This window comes from Stakelama saccharophila (assembly GCF_032229225.1).
In the GTDB taxonomy this organism is placed as follows: Bacteria; Pseudomonadota; Alphaproteobacteria; order Sphingomonadales; family Sphingomonadaceae; genus Sphingomonas; species Sphingomonas saccharophila.
Genome location: NZ_CP135076.1, coordinates 1,476,380 through 1,497,881 on the forward strand (window position 1 = coordinate 1,476,380; position 21,502 = coordinate 1,497,881).

Consider the following 21,502-nt stretch of genomic DNA (forward strand, 5'->3'; position numbering starts at 1 on the left):
GGCGGGCGGGCGTGCTGCTGAAGCGGCGCGGGACGGCTAGTGCGGTTCCCTACCCGCATGGAATCGTGTTCCTGCGAAAGCAGGAACCCAGGTCGCAAGCGCCGCCAGGAGCACATAGGCAGTGAGGCACCTCATCGGGAAATCACCTGCCCCGCGCGTTGCACCGAGCGGATTCGTACCATTGGCCGCGAATCCGCCCGTGTCTCGTCCCCGTGAACGGGAGGGGTCACGCATCCAGGATGCGGTCGTCGAACATGCCAAAGGCGATGGTCGAGGCGTAAAGCGCGACCGCGCGCTCGCGCTCCATCGTCGAGGCCCATTTGCGCAGGTCGAAGGCGGCATTTTGCGCCGCCATCAGCGCCTGGCTGGCGACCAGCGGGTCGATGGCGCGGATCGAGCCTTCGCTGATGCCGTCGATAATCGTGCCGGCGAACCGCCGGGCGATGCGATTGGAGCGGTCGATCATGCCCTGGCGCGCACGCAACGGCAGGCCGGACAATGCCGTCGTGCGCAGAAGCGGGCCATGTTCGGAAAACTGCACGTCGAGCAACGTCGCGATCATGCTCGACAGGCGCTGCCAGTGCGTGCCGCCGCCGGCATCGGCCTCTCGCTGCGCCTCCGCAATAGTGTCGAAGCTGCGCTTGTAGCATTCGATCACCAGATCATCCTTGGCGTCGAGATGGTGATAGAAACTGCCCTTGGTCACGTTCAGTTCCGAGGCGATCTTCTGCACCGACGCGCCGCGATAGCCCAGTTCGTTGATGAGGCGGGTGGCCGCGACGAGGAAGGATTCGCGGCCCGGCTCCGGCTCTTCATACGCGACGTTCAGCAGGTTCGGCTGCCATTTCGCGTCGGCCGGGGCGATGCCATAGCGGAACACGTCCATCAGCCGCGCCTCCACCCGGTCATACTGGTCGAGCGCGTAGCGGTCGAGCCAGGCGGCGAGCCAGAAGATGTTCTCCAGCAGGACATGGGCGCGGGCGCCCAGCAGATCCTTGTGCTCGCGCGATTTCTCCTCGCCCCACAACTGGCGCGCGGTGCGGAATACGCGCTGCCATTTGCGCAGCAGTTCATTCTTGACCGGTCCTTCCATCGCGCGGAGGTCGGACAGGATGGCGTAGGAGGTTTCCTCGCCGCGCTCGATGCGCGCCAGCCGGGCCATGTTGGTCGAAAGCAGCCTGTCGACCCGCTGTTCCGGCGTGGGCTCCGCCATCGCCTCGTCGAGCATGGATTGCAGGTAGTCGAGCGTATAGTCGAAACACGCCGCCGCCAGGTCTTCCTTGCGCTTGAAATAATAGGTGACGCTGGTGGTGTTCAGCCCGACGCGGCGCGCCACGTCGGCGAAGGTCATGCCCTTCGCGCTCTGTTCGTTGATCGCGTCCGCGGCCGCGGCGAGGATGGCATCCCGCTTGGCCTGAAAACGCTTGGTCCCCTTTTCCGCCGCCGGTGCGGCAGCCTCCGCTGCAGTCATATGTCCAGTTTAGCAAAACGGGTTCGAAGCGACAGCATTTTTTGTGCCCGCGAACCGACAGGGTTTCGCAGCGTCGGACAAGGCATGGAAAGATGTTCGATGCGGGTTTACCGAATATCGGGTACGGTCTAAGCGGAGATGGAAGGGCCGCGAACGGCCGACCATGGAGAGATGCGATGGATTTCACCCTCACCGAGCGGGAAACCTGTTTCCGGGATCGGGTGCGGGCGTTCATCGACACGCATATCCGGCCGCGCCAGGACGACTATGCCGCTCAGGTGCGCGAGGGCGAGCGCTGGAAGGTGATTCCGGTCGTCGAGGAAGTGAAGGCTCTCGCCAGGCGCGAAGGGCTGTGGAATTTCTTCATGCCGCCGGATTCGGGACAGCAGCATGTCGATGACAGCTTTGTCTTCGAGGGCGAGCAGCTCACCAATCTCGAATATGCGCTATGCGCCGAGGAGATGGGCCGGATCGGCTGGGCGAGCGAATGCTTCAACTGCTCCGCGCCCGATACCGGCAATATGGAGGTGCTTCACCGCTACGGCACGCGCGAACAGAAGGAGCGGTGGTTGCGGCCGCTGATGGAGGGCGAGATTCGCTCCGCCTTTCTGATGACCGAACCGGCGGTGGCATCGTCGGATGCCACCAATATCGAGACGTCGATGGTCCGCGACGGTGATCACTATGTCATCAACGGCCGCAAATGGTGGTCGAGCGGCACCGGCGATCCGCGCTGCAAGATCGCCATCGTCATGGGCAAGACCAACCCCGACGCCGCGCGCCATGCGCAACATTCGCAGATCCTCGTGCCGCTCGATGCCGAGGGTGTCACGATCGAACGGATGCTGAGCGTCTATGGCTATGACCACGCGCCGCACGGGCACGGCGAGGTGGTGCTGAAGGACGTGCGCGTGCCGGTCGGCAATGTCCTGCTGGGCGAGGGGCGCGGGTTCGAGATCGCGCAGGGGCGGCTGGGGCCGGGACGCATCCACCATTGCATGCGCACCATCGGCGTCGCGGAGGAGGCGATCGCGGCGATGGCCGGGCGGCTGGTGTCGCGCATTGCGTTCGGCAAGCGCATTTCCGATCATTCGGTATGGGAACAGCGTATCGCCCGCGCGCGCATCGATATCGAGATGACGCGACTTCTCTGCCTCAAGGCCGCGGACATGATGGACAAGGCGGGCAACAAGGCGGCCAGACAGGAAATCGCGATGATTAAGGTGCAGGCGCCGGCCATGGCGCTGCAGATCCTCGACGATGCGGTCCAGGCGCATGGCGGCGCGGGCGTGTCGGGCGATTTCGCCCTGGCGAGCGCCTGGGCGAATGTCCGCACGTTGCGTTTGGCCGACGGGCCCGACGAGGTTCACAACCGCGCCATAGCACGCGCCGAATTCGGGAAATATGGCGAGTTAAAGGTGGATCGGCCGAGCTAGGTCACAGCGATCGTTCGGGCTGCGCTGGTCGAAACCCCGCCCTTTTTCGCGACGGTGAAAGGAAGAACAGCCCTTCGACAAGCTCGGGGCAAGCGGAATGAGAGGAATGGTCGTGAAGGCAGCCGTGCTTGAGATGCGGCGAGTTCAAGTTGGGTCGGCGGAGCTGGAGCATAGCAACCGTTTGGGCTGAGCCTGTCGAAGCCCGGCACTTTATCGAACCAACGGTGAACGATTGCCCCACGACAGGTTTGGGGCGAGCGGATCGAGAGGAGTTGGCGTGAAGGCAGCCATATTGCACAAGGCGAAGCAGCCGCTTTCCATCGAGGACATCAAGCTGTCCGATCCGGCGCCGCGCGAGGTGCTGATCCGCACGATCGCGTGCGGCGTGTGCCGGTCGGACCTGCACTTCGTCGACGGCGCGTTCCCGCATCCGGTGCCGACGGTGCCGGGCCACGAAGCGGCGGGCGTGGTCGAGGCGGTGGGAAGCGACGTCGCCAATCTGAAGGTCGGCGATCATATCATTACCTTCTTCACCGTCTTCTGCGGCAGTTGCGAGTTCTGCACGACCGGACGTCCGTCGCTATGCGTCAATCCGGCGACCAAGCGGGCGAAGGATGCCGAACCGCGGATCAGGCTGGCCGATGGTACGCCGGTAACGCAGTTCCTCAACCTGTCGGCCTTTGCCGAAATGATGCTGGTGCATGAAAATGCCTGCGTCGCGATCGCGAAGGAAATGCCGCTGGACCGCGCGGCGCTGCTCGGCTGCGCAGTGATTACCGGCGCGGGATCGGTGTTCAACGACAGCAAGGTCAAGCCCGGCGAGAGCGTCGCGGTAATCGGCGCGGGCGGCATCGGCTTGTCGGCGATCAACGCGGCTAAGATCGCGGGGGCGGGGCGGATCGTTGCGATCGACCCGGTGCCGGAAAAGCGTGCGCTCGCCGAGAAAATGGGCGCGACGCACAGTTTCGACGCCAATGCCGGCGATCTCGTCAGGCAGGTACTCACACTCACCGAGGGCGGCGCCCATTACGCGATCGAGGCGGTGGGGCGATCGGACACGGCGGAGCTTGCCTGGAATATCCTGCGACGCGGCGGCACGGCGACGATTCTCGGCATGATCGCGCCGGGAAACAGCGTGAGCATAGCGGGGCCGAGCTTTCTGACGGGCAAGAAGATGCAAGGTTCGCTGTTGGGCTCGACGCAATTCCCGACCGACCTGCCGCGGCTGGTGCAGATGTACCTCGACGGCAAGCTCGACCTCGACTCGATGGTCGCCGAGACGATCCGGCTCGAGGACGTCAATGGCGCCTTCGACAGGCTGCGCGAAGGGAGCGCGGTACGCTCCGTGATCGACTTCTCGTGAGCGAGCAGGCCAACACTCCGATGACCGGGACCATGGCCGTGCCGCCGGATGACCCCGTCGACATGTCCGCGCTGGAACGCTGGATGAAGGCCCGGATGCCGGGATTTTCCGGTCCCGTAAGTCTCGCCAAGTTCAAGGGCGGCCAGTCGAACCCGACCTATCGGGTCGATACGCCGGGCCGGCGCTACGTTCTGAGACGCCAGCCGTTCGGCAAGTTGCTGCCCTCCGCCCATGCCGTGGACCGGGAATATCGCCTAATCGCGGCGCTCCATCCGACGGGATTTCCCGTGCCCAGGCCCTATTTCGGCCTGTGCTCGGACGATTCGGTGATCGGATCGATGTTCTACGTCATGGAACTGGTCGAAGGACGCACGATCTGGGACGGAACGCTGCCCGGCCTGACGCCGCCCGAGCGAACCGCGCACTACCACGCGATGATCGACACGCTCGCCCGGTTGCACACGATCGATTACGTGGCGGCAGGGCTCGGCGATTACGGCAAGCCGGGCAATTATTTCGAGCGGCAGGTGGGGCGCTGGACGCGACAGTATCGCGCCAGCCAGACCGACGAGATCGAAGCGGCGGAAAAGCTGATCGACTTTCTGCCGCGCACGGTGCCGAAGCAGGACCGCACCGCGATCGTCCACGGCGATTACCGCATCGACAACATGATCTTCGCGCCCGACGCACCTAATATCCTGGCGTTGCTCGACTGGGAGCTTTCGACCCTGGGCGATCCGCTTGCCGACTTCGCCTATTTCGCGATGAACTGGGTGACCGAGCCGGAGGGGCGTTCGGGCGTGATGGGACGAACGGGACCGGAAACGGGCATCCCGACGCTGGAGGAAGTGACCGAACGCTATTGCGAGAGGACCGGCCGCGACGGGGTGCCCGATCTCAACTGGTATTTTTCCTACAATCTCTTCCGCCTGATGGGGATCGTGCAGGGGATCAAGAAGCGCTGGCTCGACGGCAACGCATCGAATGCAAAGGCGGCGGCGACGGCTGCACGCGTGCCGGGGCTGGCCGAAGCGGCGTGGGAGTTCGCAAGGAAGGCGGGGGCTGAGTAGCAGATTCGATCCCGTTCGTTCCGAGCGACGTCGAGGAACGGGATGTGGCGACGTGCCTCGACTTCGCTCGACACGAACGGAGAAGGTGAATGGGACTGTTCGACCTGACCGGCAAAGCCGCGATCATCACCGGATCTTCGCGGAGGATCGGCAGGGCGGCGGCCGTGGCGCTCGGCGAGCGGGGGCGAAGGTGATGATTTCCAGCCGAAAACAGGCCGAGGTCGTCGCGTTCCTCGCCTCCGATGCCGCCAGGTACTTCAATGGACAGGCGATCGCTGTCGATAGCGGCCTGTCCTCCAGCCATCCGGTGACGCGCCAGCAATTTGGCAAGACGGCGGTTTAGCTGGCCTGCCGCTGCAGGCAGCGCGGTCGGACAGCCTTTACATTGTCATAAATGAGGGCGAGGCTGCGCCATGGCTATCGCATTGGCTTTGCTCGCCTCCTCGCTTTTTCAGCAGCCGCCGGCGGCGCCCGTTGCGCCGGGGCGTGCGGGACAGCGGCTGATCACCTACACGTCCGGCGCCGTGCGCTGCGGCGGCGAAGGCGTGACGCCGCTGTGGCGCGAGCCGGTGGTGCCGAACGGCGCCTTCATCCGCGGGCGGAGCGATGACGCGCTGTCGCCGCGAAGGCTTTCCTTCCGGATTTCGCGAACGGGCCGGCCGCTGGGCATCGCCGAAGCGGATGACCGGAGCAGGCGGAATTCACACACGGACGTCGCTGCTTCCCTGGCCGCGTGGCGCTTCGAGCCCGGGCAGGCGCGCGGCGACTGCACCGTCACCTTCGTGCCGCAGGCCTATGCGCCCGACGCTGCCCCGCGGGGCGAAGCGATGCGTTATGCGGCCCTGCCGAACATCGGCGGGCCCGGCTTGAACGTATGGCCGTCCTTCGCGCCGGAGGAATCGAACTGCAACGACGAACGTCCCGCGCGGCGTGTGACCGTCTATCCCGACTTCAAGGATGTCGAGCAGGAGCCGGGGCGGCTGTCGACCAGCTTCTTCACCTTCGACACGACCGCCGACGGCAAGCCGCGCAACGTGGCGCTGATCGGATCGGATGGAAATCGGGAGCTGAACGAGGCGGGCCTGCAGGCGATGCGGAAATGGCGGTTTGTAAGCGGCAAGGCCTATCATGGCTGCCGCTATTTCTTCTGGCGCGGCGGGACGCCGGCCGTACCCGCACCAGAAATGCCGTCCGGAGCGCGGTTTTCCGCGGCGGATACATGCGTGGCCGAGGGGGAGTGGGACCATCTGCCCTCGTTGGCGCAACACTATCCGAACGCATTCCGCAGACGCGGGATCGAGGGATGGGCGATCATACGCTTCGATGTCGCCCCCTGGGGCGACACGGGCGATGTCGAGGTGTTGGCGAGCGAGCCAGCCGACGCGTTCGGCGACGCGGCGCGCGAGATCATCGCCCAGGGCAGGCTTGGCAAAAGTGACGTGAATCGCGTCGGCTGTGTCGAACGAGTCCGCTTCGCCATGCCGGCGGGACTAGCCAATGTGCAGGCCGAGCGCGACTGACAGCAGGCTATTCGCGCAGGCGGATCAGCCCTTCCTGCGTCACATCGGCGACCAGCGTTCCGTTGGCGGCAAAGATGCGGCCGCGGTTGAAACCGCGGGCATGGCCCGACCACGGGCTGTCGCACGAATAGAGCAGCCATTCGTCGGCGCGGAATCCTTCGTGCAGCCACAGCGCGTGGTCTAGGCTGGCGGTCTGCATCCGGTTGGTCAGCCAATTGATACCGTGCGGCAACATCGCCGTGCCGAGCAGCGCCATGTCGGAGGCATAAGCGAGCATCGCGCGGTGCATCGCCGGGTCGTCGGGCAGCGCGGACGAGACGCGGAACCAGCTATGCTGGACCGGCTCGCACTTGTCGGGCGAAAACCAGTTGCGCGGGTTGACCGGCCGGATCTCGATCGGGCGCGGGCGCAGGAAGAAGGCGCGCATCCGTTCCGGGACCCGGTCCTCGATCTCGGCGCGCAGCTCGGTTTCGGACTTGAGGTCGTCGGGGCCGGGCACGTCGGGCATCGTGTCCTGGTGATGCAGTCCGTCTTCCGGCGCCTGGAACGAGGCGGCCATGTTGAGGATCGGCTTGCCGCGCTGCATCGCGATCACGCGGCGCGTGGCGAAGCTGCGCCCTTCGAAATCGCGCACGACGCGGTAGATGATCGGATAATCCTCATTGCCCGGCCGCATGAAATAGGCATGAAGCGAATGGGCGATCTTGCCGTGCTCGTCGGTCGAACGCTGCGCCGCCTGGAGCGCCTGCGCGATCACCTGACCACCGAAGACGCGGCCGACGCCACCCGGCTGGCGCGCGCCGCGGTACAGGTCGGTATCGATCTCCTCGACATCGAGCAACTCGACAAGCTGCTTCGTGAGTGCTTCGGGCGTGGTCGGTTTTGCGGGTGCGTCTGCCATCAATATCCTGCTGCGCGTGCCAGTTGATCGGCATGATAATTGGCATCGCCGAACAGTTCGGCAAGGACGCGCGCGCGCTTCATGTAGAAGCCGATGTCATATTCGTCGGTCATGCCGATGCCGCCGTGCATCTGGACGCCTTCCTGCACCGACAACGTGGTTGCGAGCGCGGTCGTCGCCTTGGCGACCGACACGGCGGTTTCCGCTTCGTCGGAGCCGGCGTCGAGCAGTTGCTGCGCTTTCAGCACGGCGGCGCGGGCGACTTCCATCTCCGCATAGACGTGCGCGGCGCGGTGCTGGAGCGCCTGGAAGCTGCCGATGTGCGCGCCGAACTGCTTGCGCTCCTTCAGATAGGCGACCGTCATGTCGGCCGCGCCGCCGCCGACGCCCAGCATTTCGGCCGACGCACCGGTGCGGCCGGCGGCGAGCAGCGCCTTGAGCGGGAGGGAACCCTGATCGACTTCGCCGATAACGGCATCGGCATCGACCTCCACCCCGTCGAAGGTGAGATGCGCAGCGAGGCTGGAGTCGGCGAGGCGGCGCGGGTCGGCCGAAAGATTCGCGGCGTCCTTTGGCACCGCGAAGAGGGTGATGCCTTGTTCGTCTTCCGCCGAACCCGCGGTGCGGGCGGCGACGAGGATCAGGTCGGCGACATGGCCGTGGGCGACGAATTGTTTGGTGCCGGTCAGTCGGAACCCGTTGCCCGAACGCTCGGCCCGCATCGCGATCCCGGTGCCGTGTTTCGCTTTTTCATCAACCGCGATGGCGGCGACGGTTTCGCCCGAGACGATGCCGAAAAACCAGCGGTCGCGCTGAGCGGAATGGTTGAGCGCCGCCACTGCCGCCACCGAGGTTGCCAGAAAGGGCGAGGGGGAGAGGTTGCGGCCGATTTCCTCCAACACCACGCCCGCTTCGATATGGCCGAGGCCCAGGCCGCCGTCCCCCTCCGGGATCAGGATGCCGGTGAAGCCCATTTCAGCGAACTGTTTCCACAAGTCGCGGCTGAAGCCGGTCGGGTCGCTCGTGTCGCGCAGGCTGCGCAGGTGCTTTACCGGAGCGTGTTGGGCGACGAAATCCCGCGCGGTATCGGCAAGCATGGTCTGTTCGTCGTTGAGATAGAGGGGCATTTTATTACTCCCTCTCCCCGCTTGCGGGGAGAGGGCCGGGGAGAGGGGCAGTCTCTCTATTCCGGCCCATTGTTTTTGTTGAGACTGCCCCTTTCCCAACCCTCTCCCCTGAAGGGGAGAAGGCTTATTGGCTCGGCAGCTCCAATATCCGCTTGGCGATGATATTGAGCTGGATCTCGCTCGTTCCGCCCTCGATCGAATTGCCCTTGGTGCGCAGCCATGCGCGCGCCGCCGCTCCGCCGTTCGATTGCATGCTGTCCCATTCGAGCGCGTCCGAACCGCCCGCCGCCATCATCAGCTCGTGGCGCGTCTTGTTCAGCTCGGTGCCGTAATATTTCATCATCGAGGGCTGCGCGGGATGCGCCTTGCCGGCTTTCAGCTCGTCGATGAAACGTTCGGACATGGCGGAGAATGCCTTGGCGCGCACCTCGAACAGCGCGATCTGCGCGCGTAGCAGCGGGTCGGCGAGGCGGCCGCTTTCGTCCAGGCCGACCATGGCGATCGCGCCGTCGACCAGCGGATTGCCGCCGCTCGACTGCAATCCCATGCCGGAAATCATCTCGCGCTCATGGCCGAGCAGATATTTGGCGACGTCCCAGCCCTTGTTGAGTTCACCGACCAGATTCTCCTTCGGCACCTTCACATTGTCGAAAAAGGTTTCGCAAAAGGGCGAGTAGCCGGAAATGAGCAGGATCGGCCTGGTCGAAACGCCTTCCGATTCCATGTCGAACAGGAGGAAGCTGATGCCGCCCTGCTTGCTGGTCCTGTCGGTGCGGACGAGGCAGAAGATCCAGTCGGCCTTGTCGGCATAGCTGGTCCAGACCTTCTGTCCGTTGACGAGGAAATGGTCTCCCCGGTCTTCGGCCGAGGTTGCGAGGCCGGCGAGGTCGCTGCCGGCGTTCGGTTCCGAATAGCCCTGGCACCAGCGGATTTCGCCGCGCGCGATCTTCGGCAGGTGTTTCAGCTTCTGCGCCTCGGTGCCGTATTTGAGCAGCGCCGGGCCGAGCATCGAAATGCCGAAGCTGTTGAGCGGATTGCGAGCCTTGATGCGCCGCATCTCCTCGCGCAGGATCTTGGTTTCGGCCGGGGAAAGGCCGCCGCCGCCATATTCGGTCGGCCAGTCGGGCACCGTCCAGCCGCGCTCGGCCATCGCATCCATGTACCACTTCTGGTCGGGGTTCTTCGCATAGTCCGCGCGGCGGCCGCCCCAGTTGATATCGGTGTCGCTGCGTACCGGCTCGCGCATCGAGGCGGGCACGTTTTCCTTCAGCCAGGCGCGCGTTTCGGCGCGGAAAGTTTCGAGACTGCTCATCGGTCAGTTCCTGCTGAAATCGGCGGCGAGGCGCGCGGCGTTGATGGCGCCGTCACGCGCTTCGATCGGCGCGATCGCCGCCTTTGCGGGGATGACGGGGGTGGAGCGGAAGTGCATCAATTGAACCGCTCCCCCTTCTCGGCCTTTTGCCTGAGGAGCGGGGACACGTCGAAGCCGTGCTTTTCCAGCCCCTCTACGATGGTCTTGAGGCCCACCGTGTCCGCCCAGAACATCGGGCCGCCGCGATAGACCGGCCAGCCATAGCCGTAGATCCACACCACATCGATGTCGGAGGCGCGCTGGGCCTTGCCTTCCTCGAGGATCTTCGCGCCCTCGTTGACCATGGGATAGAGCGTGCGCTCGATGATTTCCTGCTCGGTCACGTCGTGCTGCCGAGCGCCGGTTTTCTTGCGGAAATCCTCGATGATCTCGGCGACGCGAGGGCTGGGCGTCGGATTGCGCCTGTCGTCATAATCGTAAAAGCCCGCCTGTCTTTTCTGGCCCCAGCGCCCCTCGGCGCACAGCGCGTCGCGAATGCTCTCGATCCGTTCGGGATCGCGGTGCCAGCCGATATCGACGCCGGCGAGGTCGGACATCTGGAACGGCCCCATCGGCATGCCGAATTCGACATGAACCTTGTCGATCTGTTCCGGCGTTGCGCCTTCCATCAGCAGCTTCTGCGCCTCGACCTGGCGCGGCATCAGCATCCGGTTGCCGATGAAGCCGTGGCAGACGCCGGCGACGACCGCGACCTTCCGGATCTTCTTGGCGAGCGCCATGACGGTCGCCAGCACGTCCTTCGCGGTCTTGTCGCCGCGCACGACCTCGAGCAGCTTCATGACGTTGGCGGGCGAGAAGAAGTGCATGCCGAGCACATCCTCGGGCCGCGATGTGCTGGCGGCGATCTCGTTGATGTCGAGATAGCTGGTGTTCGAGGCGAGGATCGCGCCTTTCTTGGCGGTCTTGTCGAGCCGGCCGAAAATATCCTTCTTGACGTCCATATCCTCATAGACCGCCTCGATGATGAGGTCGCAGTCGGCGAGCGCGTCGAAATCGAGCGTCGGGTTCAGGAGCCCCATCGCCTGTTCGACCTGATCGGCGGTGATGCGGCCTTTTGCAGCGGTATTTTCGTAATTCTTGCGCATGACGCCGGTGCCGCGGTCGAGCGCTTCCCGGTTCATCTCGACAATGGTAACGGGGATGCCAGCCGACAGGAAATTCATCGAAATGCCGCCGCCCATCGTGCCGGCGCCGATCACACCGACGCGGGCGATGTCGCGCTTCTGGACATCGTCGGGCACGTCGTCGATCTTCTGCGCCTTGCGCTCCGCGAAGAAGATGTGGCGCTGTGCGGCGGATTGCACGCCCATCATCAGCTTCATGAATTCCTGGCGCTCGAACTCGATACCCTCCCGGAACGGGACCTCGGTGGCCTTGGCGACGCAGGCGATGTTGGCGGCCGGCGCGTCGAAGCCGCGGAAGCGGCGGGCGTTCTTTTTCCTGAATTCCTCGACCGCTTGGCGGTCGGGCTTTGCCTCCTTAAGGCTGGCGCGCGGCAGCGGGGTCTTGCCGATCACTTCGCCCGCAAAGGCCAGCGCGTCCTCGATCAGGCTGTCTTCGCCGGCAAGGCGGTCGATCAGGCCTGCGTCCTTCGCCTTCTGCGCCGGGATCGGATCGCCCTTGGCCGTCATTTCGAGCGCGAGCGGAACGCCGGCGATGCGGGGCGCGCGCTGGGTGCCGCCGGCGCCGGGGAGCAGGCCGAGCTTCACTTCCGGAAAGCCGAGTTTCGCCGAGGGCACGGCGATGCGGTAGTGGCAGCCGAGCGCGACCTCGCACCCGCCGCCGAGCGCAGTGCCGTGGATCGCGGCGACCACGGGCTTGTCGCACGCCTCGATCATGTCGACCAGCATGGGCAGCGCCGGCTCCTGCATCGGCTTGCCGAATTCGGTGATGTCGGCGCCGGCGAAGAAGGTCCTGCCGTCGCAGCGGATAACGACCGCCTTCACCGCGCTGTCGCCCTGCGCTTCCTTGATGCCGGCTTCCAGTCCCTGGCGGACGGCGGCACTCAGTGCGTTCACGGGCGGGTTGTCGGAAATGACGACGAGTATGTCGCCGTGCCGTTCGGTGCGGATGGGGGATGTCATGTCTGGCTCTCCTGATTCTTTCCGTCATCCCCGCGAAGGCGGGGATCCAGATTGTTCGGACGGAGCGGCAAAAGCGCTGCCGCTGTGCGTCTGGATTCCCGCCGTCGCGGGAATGGCGAAGGTGAGTGTTCGTCTCACGTCAGCGCCGAATAGATCAGCGTTTTCAACTCGCGGCGAATGGGATGGGCGTTCGACGGGCTCACCTGCGTCATGAAGACCATGTGCAGCCGTTCGACCGGATCGATGAAGAAGGCGGTCGAGAACAGCCCGCCCCAATAATATTCGCCCGCCGAGCCGGGGATCATCGATTTCGCCACGTTCTGCGTCACCGCAAAGCCCAGCCCGAAACCGGCGCCGGCGTTCGTCGCCTCGCTGAACATCGATCGCGACATGCTCGACAGGTCGGAGTCTTCCGGCAGGTGGTTCATCGTCATCAGTTCGATCGTCTTGCGACCAACGATGCGCACGCCGTCCAGTTCACCGCCGTTCAGGCACATGGTGCAGAAGCGGTGATAATCGAGCGCAGTCGACACGAGCCCGCCGCCGCCCGATACCAGCCGCGGCATATGCGCCCAGGCGGAAGATTCGCCGCGATCGTACATCACGCGACCCTCGCCGGGCGCGAGCGTGTAGCAATCGGTGAGGCGGTCGAGCTTGTCCGCTGGCACCTGAAAGAAGGTGTCGTTCATGCCGAGCGGCCGAAAGATCTTCTCGGCCAGGAACCGGTCGAGCGGCAGCCCCGACACGCGCTGGACGACCGCGCCCAGGATGTCGGTCGACACCGAATAATTCCACGCCTCGCCGGGCGGGAATTCGAGCGGCAGCTTGGCGATCGCCGCGACGAATTCGTCGAGCGTCAGTCCGCCATGCCAGTTCTCCAGCTTGCCCTCGCGCATCGCCGCGTCGATGTTCGAGCGGTTCTGGAAGCTGTAGGTGAGACCCGAGGTGTGGCGCAGCAGATCGATCATCCGCATGGGCTGCGCCGCCGGTCTGGTGACGAAAGGCACGCCGCCCCCGCCGCCGTCATAGACGCCGATATCCTTGAATTCGGGAAGGACGTGGTGAACGGGCGTGTCGATCGCGATCTTGCCCTGCTCGACCAGCATCATGAACGCGATCGAGGTGATCGGTTTGGTCATCGACGCAATGCGGAACAGCGACCCTTCGTCGATTGCCCCGCCGCCTTCGCGCGCTTGGCCCTGATGCGAGAAATGGACGATCTCGCCTTCGCGTGCGACGAGCAACTGCGCATTGGGCAGCTTGCCCGAATCGAGATAGCGTTCCTTCACGAAGCCATCGATCCGCGCCAGCCGTCCGCTGTCGAGACCATGCTTGTCGGCGCGTGCGATTGTCATCAGGCTTTCCATACCCCAGGTTCGAATCGCGGTCGAGGCGCGATCCGGTTTTCTTCGCATTATCTATTGCCTTGAGCGCTGCATGAATCAACACTAACGTTCGTAAAAACGGCTTGCGGAAGCAAACCCGACATTCAAGATCGTGAGAGAGGACGCCTTGGCCACCGCACCCCTGATCGAACTCGATCCATCCTGGCCCAGGCTCGACCTTGCCCAGGCTCAGGAAATTCTCTGTGCGCCGGGACAGCGCTTCGAGATGGAAACGGTGGACATTCGCGGCGTGCCGACGCGGGTATGGAAGAATGCGCCGCCGTCACTCGCCGCGCTGATCCAGTTGTCGCGGGCGCATGGAGCACGGCCCTTCACCATCTATGAGGACGAGCGCGTCACCTATGACGCCAATTACCGTGCGGTCGCGCATCTCGCGGCCCGCCTGCGCGAAATGGGGGTGGGAAAGGGGGACCGGGTCGGCCTCGCCATGCGCAACCTGCCCGAATGGCCGGTCATCTTCTTCGCCGCGACCAGCATCGGCGCGATCATCGTGCCGCTGAACGCATGGTGGACGGGCGCCGAACTGGAATATGGCATCGCCGATTCGGGCGCGAAGATCCTGTTCCTTGACGGGGGGCGGCACGGGCGGCTGGCCGAGCATTATCGGAACATGGCGCAGCTCGAACGCGTCTTCGTGAGCCGTACCGATGCCAAGCTGGAGGGGCGGTTCGGCCATTTCGAGGATCTGATCGGCGGGGCGAAGACATGGGCCGACCTGCCCGAGATCGCGTTTCCGCAGGTGCGGATAGCACCCGACGACGATGCGACGATCTTCTACACCAGCGGCACGACCGGGCACCCCAAGGGGGCGCTGGGCACACATCGCAACATCATCACCAACATCTTTTCCGGCGGCTATGCGGCGGCGCGATCCTTTCTGCGCCGCGGCGAACAGCCGCCCGAGCCGGAGCCGCGTACCTCGCTGCTCGTCATTCCGCTGTTCCACGTCACTGCGTGCAGCGCGGGCATGATGACAACGATCGCGAGCGGCTCGGCCATGGTCTTCATGTACAAATGGGATCCCGTCGCGGCGATGGAGATCATCGAGCGCGAGAAGGTGGCGGTGACGGGCGGGGTTCCGACCATCGCCTGGCAGTTGCTCGAACATCCCGATCGCGACAGGTACGATCTCTCCAGCCTCGAGAATATCGCCTATGGCGGCGCGCCGGCAGCGCCCGAGCTGGTCCGGCGCATCTATACCGAATTCGGCGCGCTGCCCGGCAATGGCTGGGGCATGACCGAGACGATGGCGACGGTGACCAGCCACGGGGCGGAGGATTATCTCAACCGTCCGACGAGCTGCGGCCCGCCGGTGCCGGTCGCCGACCTGAAGATCATGTCGCCGGAGGGGGACCGCGAATTGCCGGTCGGCGAGGTCGGTGAATTGTGGGTCAAGGGGCCGATGGTCGTGAAAGGATATTGGGAAAAGCCCGGCGACACGGCCGAGGCATTCGTGGACGGCTGGGTGAAGACCGGCGACCTCGCCCGGCTGGACGAGGAGGGGTTCTGCTACATCGTCGACCGGGCCAAGGACATCATCATCCGCGGCGGCGAGAATATCTATTCGTCCGAAGTCGAGGACGTGTTGTATTCGCATCCCGCCGTCACCGACGCCGCGCTGATCGGCGTTCCGCACCGCACGCTGGGCGAAGAGCCGGTGGCGGTGGTGCATCTCGCGCCCGGCACGACTGCGAGCGAGGCGGAATTGCAGGACCTGGTGCGCGAACGGCTGGCGGCGTTCAAGGTGCCGGTCGCCGTGCGGTTTTCCGACGCGGTGCTGCCGCGCAACGCCAACGGCAAGATCATGAAGCGTGAGCTGAAGGCGTGGTTCGCGGCGGAACAGGCGGCTTGAAGCCATCAGGCAGGAGCGGTAGCGAGCCCCGACGGGACAGGGGCGGCGATTTCACCTCCGGCGCGGCGTTTCAGCAAGGAAAACGAGGCCAGCTTTGATCGTCATTCCCGCAAAGGCGGGAATCCATATTTCCCGCGGCTGCTCGTCCAGAAGGCCAGCCAATGTGGATCCCCGCCTCTTCGGCGATGACGGTGGGGCATGCATTCCGTCATGCTGAATTTGATCTGCTCGAGCCGAACGGCGGCCCGGCATGCAGAGCCGCCATCGCTTCCGTTCCGTTTCCTGGTATTCGGCTGGCGTTGAAGCTCGCTGCGCTCGCACCCACCCCCGGCCCCTCCCTTGAAAGGGAGGGGAGGAGATGCGGTGCCGGAGGGGGGATTCGCTGCTTTCCCGAACGCTGCGGAAAACCGCCAAAGGTCGCACAGAGTCACACCTCAACGCAGGCGTGCGTGCGCGCGGGTGCGCGCGCGGGGAGTATAACCGATATCAAAGAGCGGTGCCGGTGGTGGCATAGACCGGCGGGTGTAGGAAAATGGTTTCTGCGCGGTGTGGTGCGGCGAGAGACAGGGGTTCCTGCCTTCGCAGGAACGACGGGTTGGAAGGTGGTTCTATTTCCCCTCCCTTTCGGGCGAGGATGCCTCTGCGAAACCCATTCTCGTCACCCCGGCGGAGGTTGGGTCTACCGAGCCGCTTAGCTTACGCGTTTGATATTGCAGCCAAGTGGATGCTGAAACAAGTTCAGCACGACGAAAGAGGCTTCCGTTTCGCGCCTTTTGCAGAAGTCTCCTTGAAAGGGAGAGATCAAGGGGTGGGTTCAGCGAAGGCGGGGCTCGATGCCGCGGCCTTGCTTAACGGAATGAAGATCCAACCGGGCGGAACCGCCCCGGGACCGATCCTAATCGTGGGCCGCGCCGATGACGCTTTCCACGGCGTGGTGCCAGCCGTCTAGGCGGCGTTGGCGGGCCTGCTTGCCCATGGCCGGTTCGAACATGTCGGTCGCGCCGCGCATGGCGGCGGCGGCGTGGAGGTCTTCGAACCAGCCGCAGCCGACCCCGGCGAGCATCGCCGCGCCCAGCGCGGTGGTTTCGGCGAATTGCGGGCGTTCGACGGGTATGCCGAGCATGTTCGACAGGTCCTGCGTCAGCCAGTCGTTCGCGACCATGCCGCCATCGACCTTCAGCCGCGCCCAGTCGGCGCCGTCGGCGGCGAAGGCCGTTTTCAGGTCGACGGTCTGATGTGCCATCGCCTCCAACGCGGCGCGCACGATATGGGCGCGGCCGGTGGAGAAGCTGAGGCCGGAAATGGCGGCCCGCGCCTCCGGCTCCCACCAGGGCGCGCCGATGCCGCTGAGCGCGGGGACCAGATAGACGCCGCCATTGTCCTTCACGCTGCGCGCCAGTTCCTCGGTCGCCGCCGCATCGCCGATGAGCCCGACCGAATCGCGCAGCCACTGGATCAGGCTGCCGGCGACGAAGATCGAGCCCTCGATCGCATAGGTACGCTTGCCGCCGAGCTGCCATGCCACGGTCGCGAGCAGGCGTTTGCGCGACTTTGGCGGCGTGGTGCCGGCATTGGCGAGAAGAAAGGCGCCGGTGCCGAACGTACCCTTGGAGTCGCCCTTTTCGAGACAGGCCTGGCCGATCGTGGCGGCCTGCTGGTCGCCGGCCAGGCCGCAGATCGGAATCTCGCCGCCGAAAACGGTGGTGGTGCCGAAATTCCCCGCGCTGTCGACGATTTCGGGCAGGGCGGCACGCGGCGCGCGGAACATCGCAGTGAGGCCGTCGTCCCAGCTTCCGCTGCCCAGGCCCATCATCAGCGTGCGCGAGGCGTTGGTGGCGTCGGTGACGTGCAGGCCGCCGGTCAGCTTCCAGACCAGCCAGCTTTCGACCGTGCCGATGGCCAGGCGGTCTCCGGCTTCGGCGACTTCGGCCAGGTTGTCCATCGCCCAGGCGATCTTCGAGCCGGAGAAATAAGGGTCGAGCAGCAATCCGGTGCGGGCCTGCACGGCGCTTTCCTCTCCGCTTTCGCGCAGCTTGCGGCAATAAGCGGCGGTGCGCCGGTCCTGCCAGCCAATGGCGGGCGCCAGCGGCTCGCCGGTTTCCCGGTCCCAGAATATCACGGTTTCGCGCTGATTGGCGATACCGATGGCCGCGATACGGTCCGTGCCCCCGGCGGCATCCACCACGGCGCGGCCGCAGGCGACGGTTTTTTCCCAGATTTCCGCAGCGTCATGTTCGACGCGGCCCGGTTCGGGATACTGCCGAGTGAGGTCGGCCGATCGCGCGCCCAGGCACCGGCCGGAGGGATCGAACAGCATCGCCCGGGTGGAGGTGGTGCCTTCGTCGAGAACCAGGATCAATTCCGCCATGCAGCCGATCGTAGCCGGGATTACAAGCGCATGGAACCGCGCTAGACTGTCCGATCGCAGGACAGGGACAGCATGTGAACGACGAATCGGGCATCAGGGAGGGAGAGCGCGGCGGCGCGCAGGCGTGGGACGAGCCGGCGGCCGAGGAACAGGCGCTGCGGACCCAGGCGATGCACGACGCGATCGCCGCCGAGGAACTGCGCCGCGACCGGTTGCTGGCCGGCCTGACGCTGATCGCCGGTATCGGCCTGTTGCTGGCGCTGCCCTTCGCCTTGCAGGCGGGGTCGGAATTCTTCCTGCCGCTGACGGCGGCGATCGTGGTCGCGATCGCGCTGGTGCCGGTGCTGGAATGGCTGGAACGGCACCGGGTGCCCGCGCCGCTGGCATCGCTGACCTGTGTGCTGCTGTTCCTTGTTCTCGCCAATGTCGCGCTCGCTTCGATCGTCGTGCCGGCCTGGGGCTGGGCGCAGATCCTTCCCGACCGGATCGACCAGATTCAACGCAATGTCGCGCCGCTGATTGACTTCTATTCGAATCTCGAAAGTTTCGTGAACCGCGTGATCCAGAACATGGCGACGGCCCCGGCCCATCAGGAGCAGGTGATTTCCGCCGCTTCGCCGCCCCGGTCGCTGTTCGATCTGTTCGCGACATCGGCGCCGTCGGCGCTGATCGAGATGTTCTTCGCCATCCTGGTGATCTTCTTCTTCCTGTCGGGCTGGACCCGGCTGCGGCGCAGCGCGATCACCAGCCGGACGAGCTTCGACGGCGCCATGGCGACGGCGCGCGTCATCCAGGACGTGGTGGACGATACCTCCGCCTATCTGGGCACGATCACCGTCATCAATATCTCGCTGGGGCTGACGGTGGCGCTGGCCCTGTGGGGGGTCGGGATGCCGACGCCGCTCATGTGGGGCGGGCTGGTCGCGGTGTTCAACTACATCCCTTATCTGGGCCCGATCGTGGCGGCGTTGCTTCTCGCGATCGGCGGGCTGATGACGTATAACGACCTGTGGTGGGCGCTGCTGCCCGCCGTCATCATGATCGGCGCGCATCTGATCGAGGCGAATCTGATCACCCCGCTGGTGGTTGGCCACCGCCTGACCATCAATCCGATCCTGATACTGATCTCGCTGAGCTTCTGGGGCTGGGTCTGGGGGACGCCGGGAGCGCTCCTCGCGGTGCCGCTGCTGATCATCATCCAGACGGTCGTGGAAGCGGCCGGAAAACCGGATATTGCCGGATTCCTGTTCGAACACGGCACGCTGGTGCACAATCCGCCGGCCACGGAAAAGACGCCGGCTGAAAATGGTGCGCAATCCGGTTGACACCCCGGAATCGCTCCTCTAACAGCCGCCTCCTCGCTAACATGCGGGTGTAGCTCAGTTGGTTAGAGCGCCGGCCTGTCACGCCGGAGGTCGCGGGTTCAAGTCCCGTCACTCGCGCCATTTCCCGAACGGGAAGGGCGACCCTTATCCCACCGCGGAAATTGGACGGACGCTACGGAAAGCTGATGCTTTCCGTTCGTTGGCAAGGCATGGCCGCCTGTCGGCGGCGACAACCAAAGCGGGAGCCAACAGCATGAGCGACGAGTCGCTGCACGCGGGCCGGCTGATCGCCTCGGACCGGGTCGAGGGGACAAGTGCCTATAGCCGTGACGGTGAAAAGCTGGGGCAGGTCGAACGGTTCATGATCGACAAGGCGTCGGGCCAGGTCGAATATGTCATCCTGTCCTTCGGCGGCATCCTGGGGCTGAGCGGACATTATTATCCGTTGCCGTGGCAGGCGCTGACCTATGATATCAGCCGGCGCGGCTACATCTTGAACGTGACGCGCGCAGAGGTCGAGGACGGACCCAGATACCAGTCCGATCCACCGCAGTTCGATGAGGAATATGGCCGTATGCTATATGGCCATTACGGGTTCACCTACATGTGAGCCCGGCCCCGTCAGGCGCGCCAGCGACCCGTTTCCATCCAGCGGAGGAGCGGGCGCAGCGGCGCGATCCAGATGATGCCGGCGACGGCGTACACGATCGTCTGCAGCGGCCAGGCCAGCCGGGAGATGCTCGGCGACAGGCTGCCGACAAGAATCGCCCAGATGATGACGAGGCCGAGGATCAGGAGGGCGCCGGCCGGTTTGCGCCAGGTGGGCTGCATCAATTCCTCTCTCTGATCGAGCCGGCCTCGGTTATGACCGCATGCAGGGGCACGTCCCAGGGATCGGGCCGCAGCCGGTCGACCTGCTGCACCTGCCAGGCGACGCCGATGCGCAGGGCATCGTGATGTTCGGCAAAGGCGCGGTCGTAATGGCCGGCGCCCTGGCCCAGGCGGTTGCGGGCGCCGTCGAAGGCCACGAGCGGCGTCAGAACGATATCGGGCGCCACCGGCCGGTCGCCCGTCGGCTGCTGCAGGCCGAACGGACCGTCGGCCAGTCCGTCGTCGGGGTGCCAGGCGAGAAAGCGCATCGGCGCCTTCTTGCCCGCGACGTGCGGTAGTGCAAGCGTTGCGCCCGCCGCAACGGCTGCGTTCGCCAGAGGCGCGGGATCAGCCTCGCTGCCGATGGGATGATAGGAAGCGACCGTGAGGCCGGCCCGGAGCAATGCCAAGAACCAGTCCGGCACGACGATCCGGCCGCCATGTTCGGCGACGAATCGGTCGCGCTCGGCCCGCATGCGGGCGCGGAGGGCGGGCTTGTCCATCGGCTGCTTCGTCATGTGGCGGGACCACCTTGGGCCGTTTGCTCGAATATCCTCTGACGCCAGTAACGTCAGGTGGGCGCCGTGTGCATCGGGCCAGGACCCGAACAGGGACAGCTCCCTTGGATGTTTCTATCGCCTCAGGGATAATCGCTAAAGCTCGTACCGGGCAGTGCCCGCCACGGGCCAATCTAGGAGGTCGCGCTTTCGTCCTCAAGGGTCGCCGCAACGGCTTCGAGCCGATCGGCGATGCGATCGAGCATTTCGTCGGGAATGCCCGCAGGCGGATTGCGCCGCGCCTCCGCCACCTCGTCGGCGAGCATCAGGGCGATGAACATCATGGTCCGTTCGGCCGACAGCCCGCCGGAGGCCCGCGTCGCACTTTCCGAATGCGCGTCGAGCATCGCCGCCAGTTCGCGCAGTTGCGGTTCCTCGCCGTCGCGGCAGGCCACGGTATGCGGGCGTCCGGCAACGGTGAAGGTGACCTCGCCCATTACGCCTCGTCGCCCTTGCGCTCTTCGCGTTCGAGCAGGCCGTCCAGCGCCTCGACCGCTTCGTTCATCCGCTGGCGCAATCGCGCGTGCCGCCGCGCGATTGCGTCGGTAGCATAGGCGCGGGCGGCGGCCGCCTTTTCGATGCGCGCGACGGCGCGCTCGATCCGTTGCATGCGGGTCTGACGCGAGTTTTCCGACATGCCTCCAGAGATATGCCGAGTAGGGCCGGCGGGCAAGCACCGCTCGCCGGTTGACGAGAGCGGCTCGGCCCCGCAAAGGCGTGCGCGATTGATGAAGACTCGCCGGTGCATCGCCCTTTTCCCCAGCGCGCCGGTCGCCATGC

18 protein-coding genes, 1 tRNA gene and 1 pseudogene are annotated in these 21,502 nt (G+C 65.2%); 9 read left to right on the top strand and 11 right to left on the bottom strand.

Annotation, left to right across the window (positions count from 1 at the left end; translation table 11 throughout):
* Positions 1-226: 226 nt before the first annotated feature.
* Positions 227-1,471 (bottom strand): TetR/AcrR family transcriptional regulator, encoded by a 1,245-nt coding sequence (locus RPR59_RS06955; RefSeq protein ID WP_313918053.1) that lies wholly within the window; start codon positions 1,469-1,471, stop codon positions 227-229.
* 176 nt (positions 1,472-1,647) lie between these two features.
* On the opposite strand from RPR59_RS06955, the gene RPR59_RS06960 reads away from it, so the two are divergent.
* The 5 genes and pseudogenes from RPR59_RS06960 to RPR59_RS06980 all read left to right on the top strand — a co-directional run bounded on the left by RPR59_RS06960 (position 1,648) and on the right by RPR59_RS06980 (position 6,860).
* Positions 1,648-2,907, top strand: a complete 1,260-nt coding sequence (locus tag RPR59_RS06960; RefSeq protein WP_313918055.1) for an acyl-CoA dehydrogenase family protein — start codon at positions 1,648-1,650, stop codon at positions 2,905-2,907.
* Positions 2,908-3,184: 277 nt separating this feature from the next.
* A complete protein-coding gene (locus tag RPR59_RS06965; RefSeq protein WP_313918057.1) occupies positions 3,185-4,270 on the top strand; it encodes a Zn-dependent alcohol dehydrogenase in 1,086 nt (361 codons plus the stop codon).
* Positions 4,271-4,290: 20 nt separating this feature from the next.
* Positions 4,291-5,340 carry a phosphotransferase family protein gene (locus RPR59_RS06970; protein ID WP_313918059.1) on the top strand — a complete coding sequence of 350 codons (1,050 nt, stop codon included), beginning with the start codon at positions 4,291-4,293 and terminating at the stop codon, positions 5,338-5,340.
* A gap of 214 nt (positions 5,341-5,554) precedes the next feature.
* A pseudogene (locus tag RPR59_RS06975) lies at positions 5,555-5,683 on the top strand (oxidoreductase); the annotation flags it as partial.
* Positions 5,684-5,753: 70 nt separating this feature from the next.
* Positions 5,754-6,860: a TonB family protein gene (locus RPR59_RS06980; protein ID WP_313918061.1), complete on the top strand. Its 1,107-nt coding sequence runs from the start codon at positions 5,754-5,756 to the stop codon at positions 6,858-6,860.
* A 7-nt stretch (positions 6,861-6,867) separates the two neighbouring features.
* Here the strand turns inward: RPR59_RS06980 and RPR59_RS06985 are convergent, their stop codons facing one another.
* From RPR59_RS06985 to RPR59_RS07005, 5 genes are all read right to left on the bottom strand, one after another.
* The gene (locus RPR59_RS06985; RefSeq protein ID WP_313918063.1) at positions 6,868-7,761 is read right to left on the bottom strand and encodes an acyl-CoA thioesterase; all 894 of its coding nucleotides are present in this window, start codon (positions 7,759-7,761) and stop codon (positions 6,868-6,870) included.
* Positions 7,761-8,888, bottom strand: coding sequence for an acyl-CoA dehydrogenase family protein (locus tag RPR59_RS06990; RefSeq protein ID WP_313918066.1), 1,128 nt, complete (start codon positions 8,886-8,888; stop codon positions 7,761-7,763). The genes RPR59_RS06985 and RPR59_RS06990 overlap by 1 nt, the downstream gene beginning before the upstream one ends.
* Positions 8,889-9,012: 124 nt before the next feature.
* Positions 9,013-10,200, bottom strand: a complete 1,188-nt coding sequence (locus RPR59_RS06995; protein ID WP_313918068.1) for an acyl-CoA dehydrogenase family protein — start codon at positions 10,198-10,200, stop codon at positions 9,013-9,015.
* A gap of 116 nt (positions 10,201-10,316) precedes the next feature.
* The gene (locus tag RPR59_RS07000) at positions 10,317-12,344 is read right to left on the bottom strand and encodes a 3-hydroxyacyl-CoA dehydrogenase NAD-binding domain-containing protein (RefSeq protein WP_313918070.1); all 2,028 of its coding nucleotides are present in this window, start codon (positions 12,342-12,344) and stop codon (positions 10,317-10,319) included.
* Between the two features lie 134 nt (positions 12,345-12,478).
* The gene (locus RPR59_RS07005; protein ID WP_313918072.1) at positions 12,479-13,699 is read right to left on the bottom strand and encodes a serine hydrolase domain-containing protein; all 1,221 of its coding nucleotides are present in this window, start codon (positions 13,697-13,699) and stop codon (positions 12,479-12,481) included.
* A 157-nt stretch (positions 13,700-13,856) separates the two neighbouring features.
* Between RPR59_RS07005 and RPR59_RS07010 the strand changes: the two genes are divergently transcribed.
* Positions 13,857-15,602: a class I adenylate-forming enzyme family protein gene (locus RPR59_RS07010; RefSeq protein WP_313918075.1), complete on the top strand. Its 1,746-nt coding sequence runs from the start codon at positions 13,857-13,859 to the stop codon at positions 15,600-15,602.
* A gap of 895 nt (positions 15,603-16,497) precedes the next feature.
* Here RPR59_RS07010 and RPR59_RS07015 read toward each other — a convergent pair.
* On the bottom strand, positions 16,498-17,970 hold the full coding sequence (locus RPR59_RS07015) for an FGGY family carbohydrate kinase (protein WP_313918077.1): 1,473 nt from the start codon (positions 17,968-17,970) through the stop codon (positions 16,498-16,500).
* A 170-nt stretch (positions 17,971-18,140) separates the two neighbouring features.
* On the opposite strand from RPR59_RS07015, the gene RPR59_RS07020 reads away from it, so the two are divergent.
* The 3 genes from RPR59_RS07020 to RPR59_RS07030 all read left to right on the top strand — a co-directional run bounded on the left by RPR59_RS07020 (position 18,141) and on the right by RPR59_RS07030 (position 19,905).
* Positions 18,141-19,295 carry an AI-2E family transporter gene (locus RPR59_RS07020; RefSeq protein ID WP_313918401.1) on the top strand — a complete coding sequence of 385 codons (1,155 nt, stop codon included), beginning with the start codon at positions 18,141-18,143 and terminating at the stop codon, positions 19,293-19,295.
* A gap of 43 nt (positions 19,296-19,338) precedes the next feature.
* Positions 19,339-19,415, top strand: a tRNA-Asp gene (locus RPR59_RS07025).
* Between the two features lie 133 nt (positions 19,416-19,548).
* Positions 19,549-19,905: a PRC-barrel domain-containing protein gene (locus tag RPR59_RS07030; RefSeq protein WP_313918079.1), complete on the top strand. Its 357-nt coding sequence runs from the start codon at positions 19,549-19,551 to the stop codon at positions 19,903-19,905.
* An 11-nt stretch (positions 19,906-19,916) separates the two neighbouring features.
* Here the strand turns inward: RPR59_RS07030 and RPR59_RS07035 are convergent, their stop codons facing one another.
* From RPR59_RS07035 to RPR59_RS07050, 4 genes are all read right to left on the bottom strand, one after another.
* Positions 19,917-20,126 (bottom strand): DUF2842 domain-containing protein, encoded by a 210-nt coding sequence (locus RPR59_RS07035; protein ID WP_313918081.1) that lies wholly within the window; start codon positions 20,124-20,126, stop codon positions 19,917-19,919.
* Positions 20,126-20,683 carry a 5-formyltetrahydrofolate cyclo-ligase gene (locus tag RPR59_RS07040; RefSeq protein ID WP_313918083.1) on the bottom strand — a complete coding sequence of 186 codons (558 nt, stop codon included), beginning with the start codon at positions 20,681-20,683 and terminating at the stop codon, positions 20,126-20,128. Before RPR59_RS07040 ends, RPR59_RS07035 begins: the two co-directional genes overlap by 1 nt.
* A gap of 173 nt (positions 20,684-20,856) precedes the next feature.
* Positions 20,857-21,159, bottom strand: a complete 303-nt coding sequence (locus RPR59_RS07045; RefSeq protein ID WP_313918085.1) for a cell division protein ZapA — start codon at positions 21,157-21,159, stop codon at positions 20,857-20,859.
* Positions 21,159-21,332: a hypothetical protein gene (locus tag RPR59_RS07050; RefSeq protein ID WP_313918087.1), complete on the bottom strand. Its 174-nt coding sequence runs from the start codon at positions 21,330-21,332 to the stop codon at positions 21,159-21,161. The genes RPR59_RS07045 and RPR59_RS07050 overlap by 1 nt, the downstream gene beginning before the upstream one ends.
* Positions 21,333-21,502: the final 170 nt, after the last annotated feature.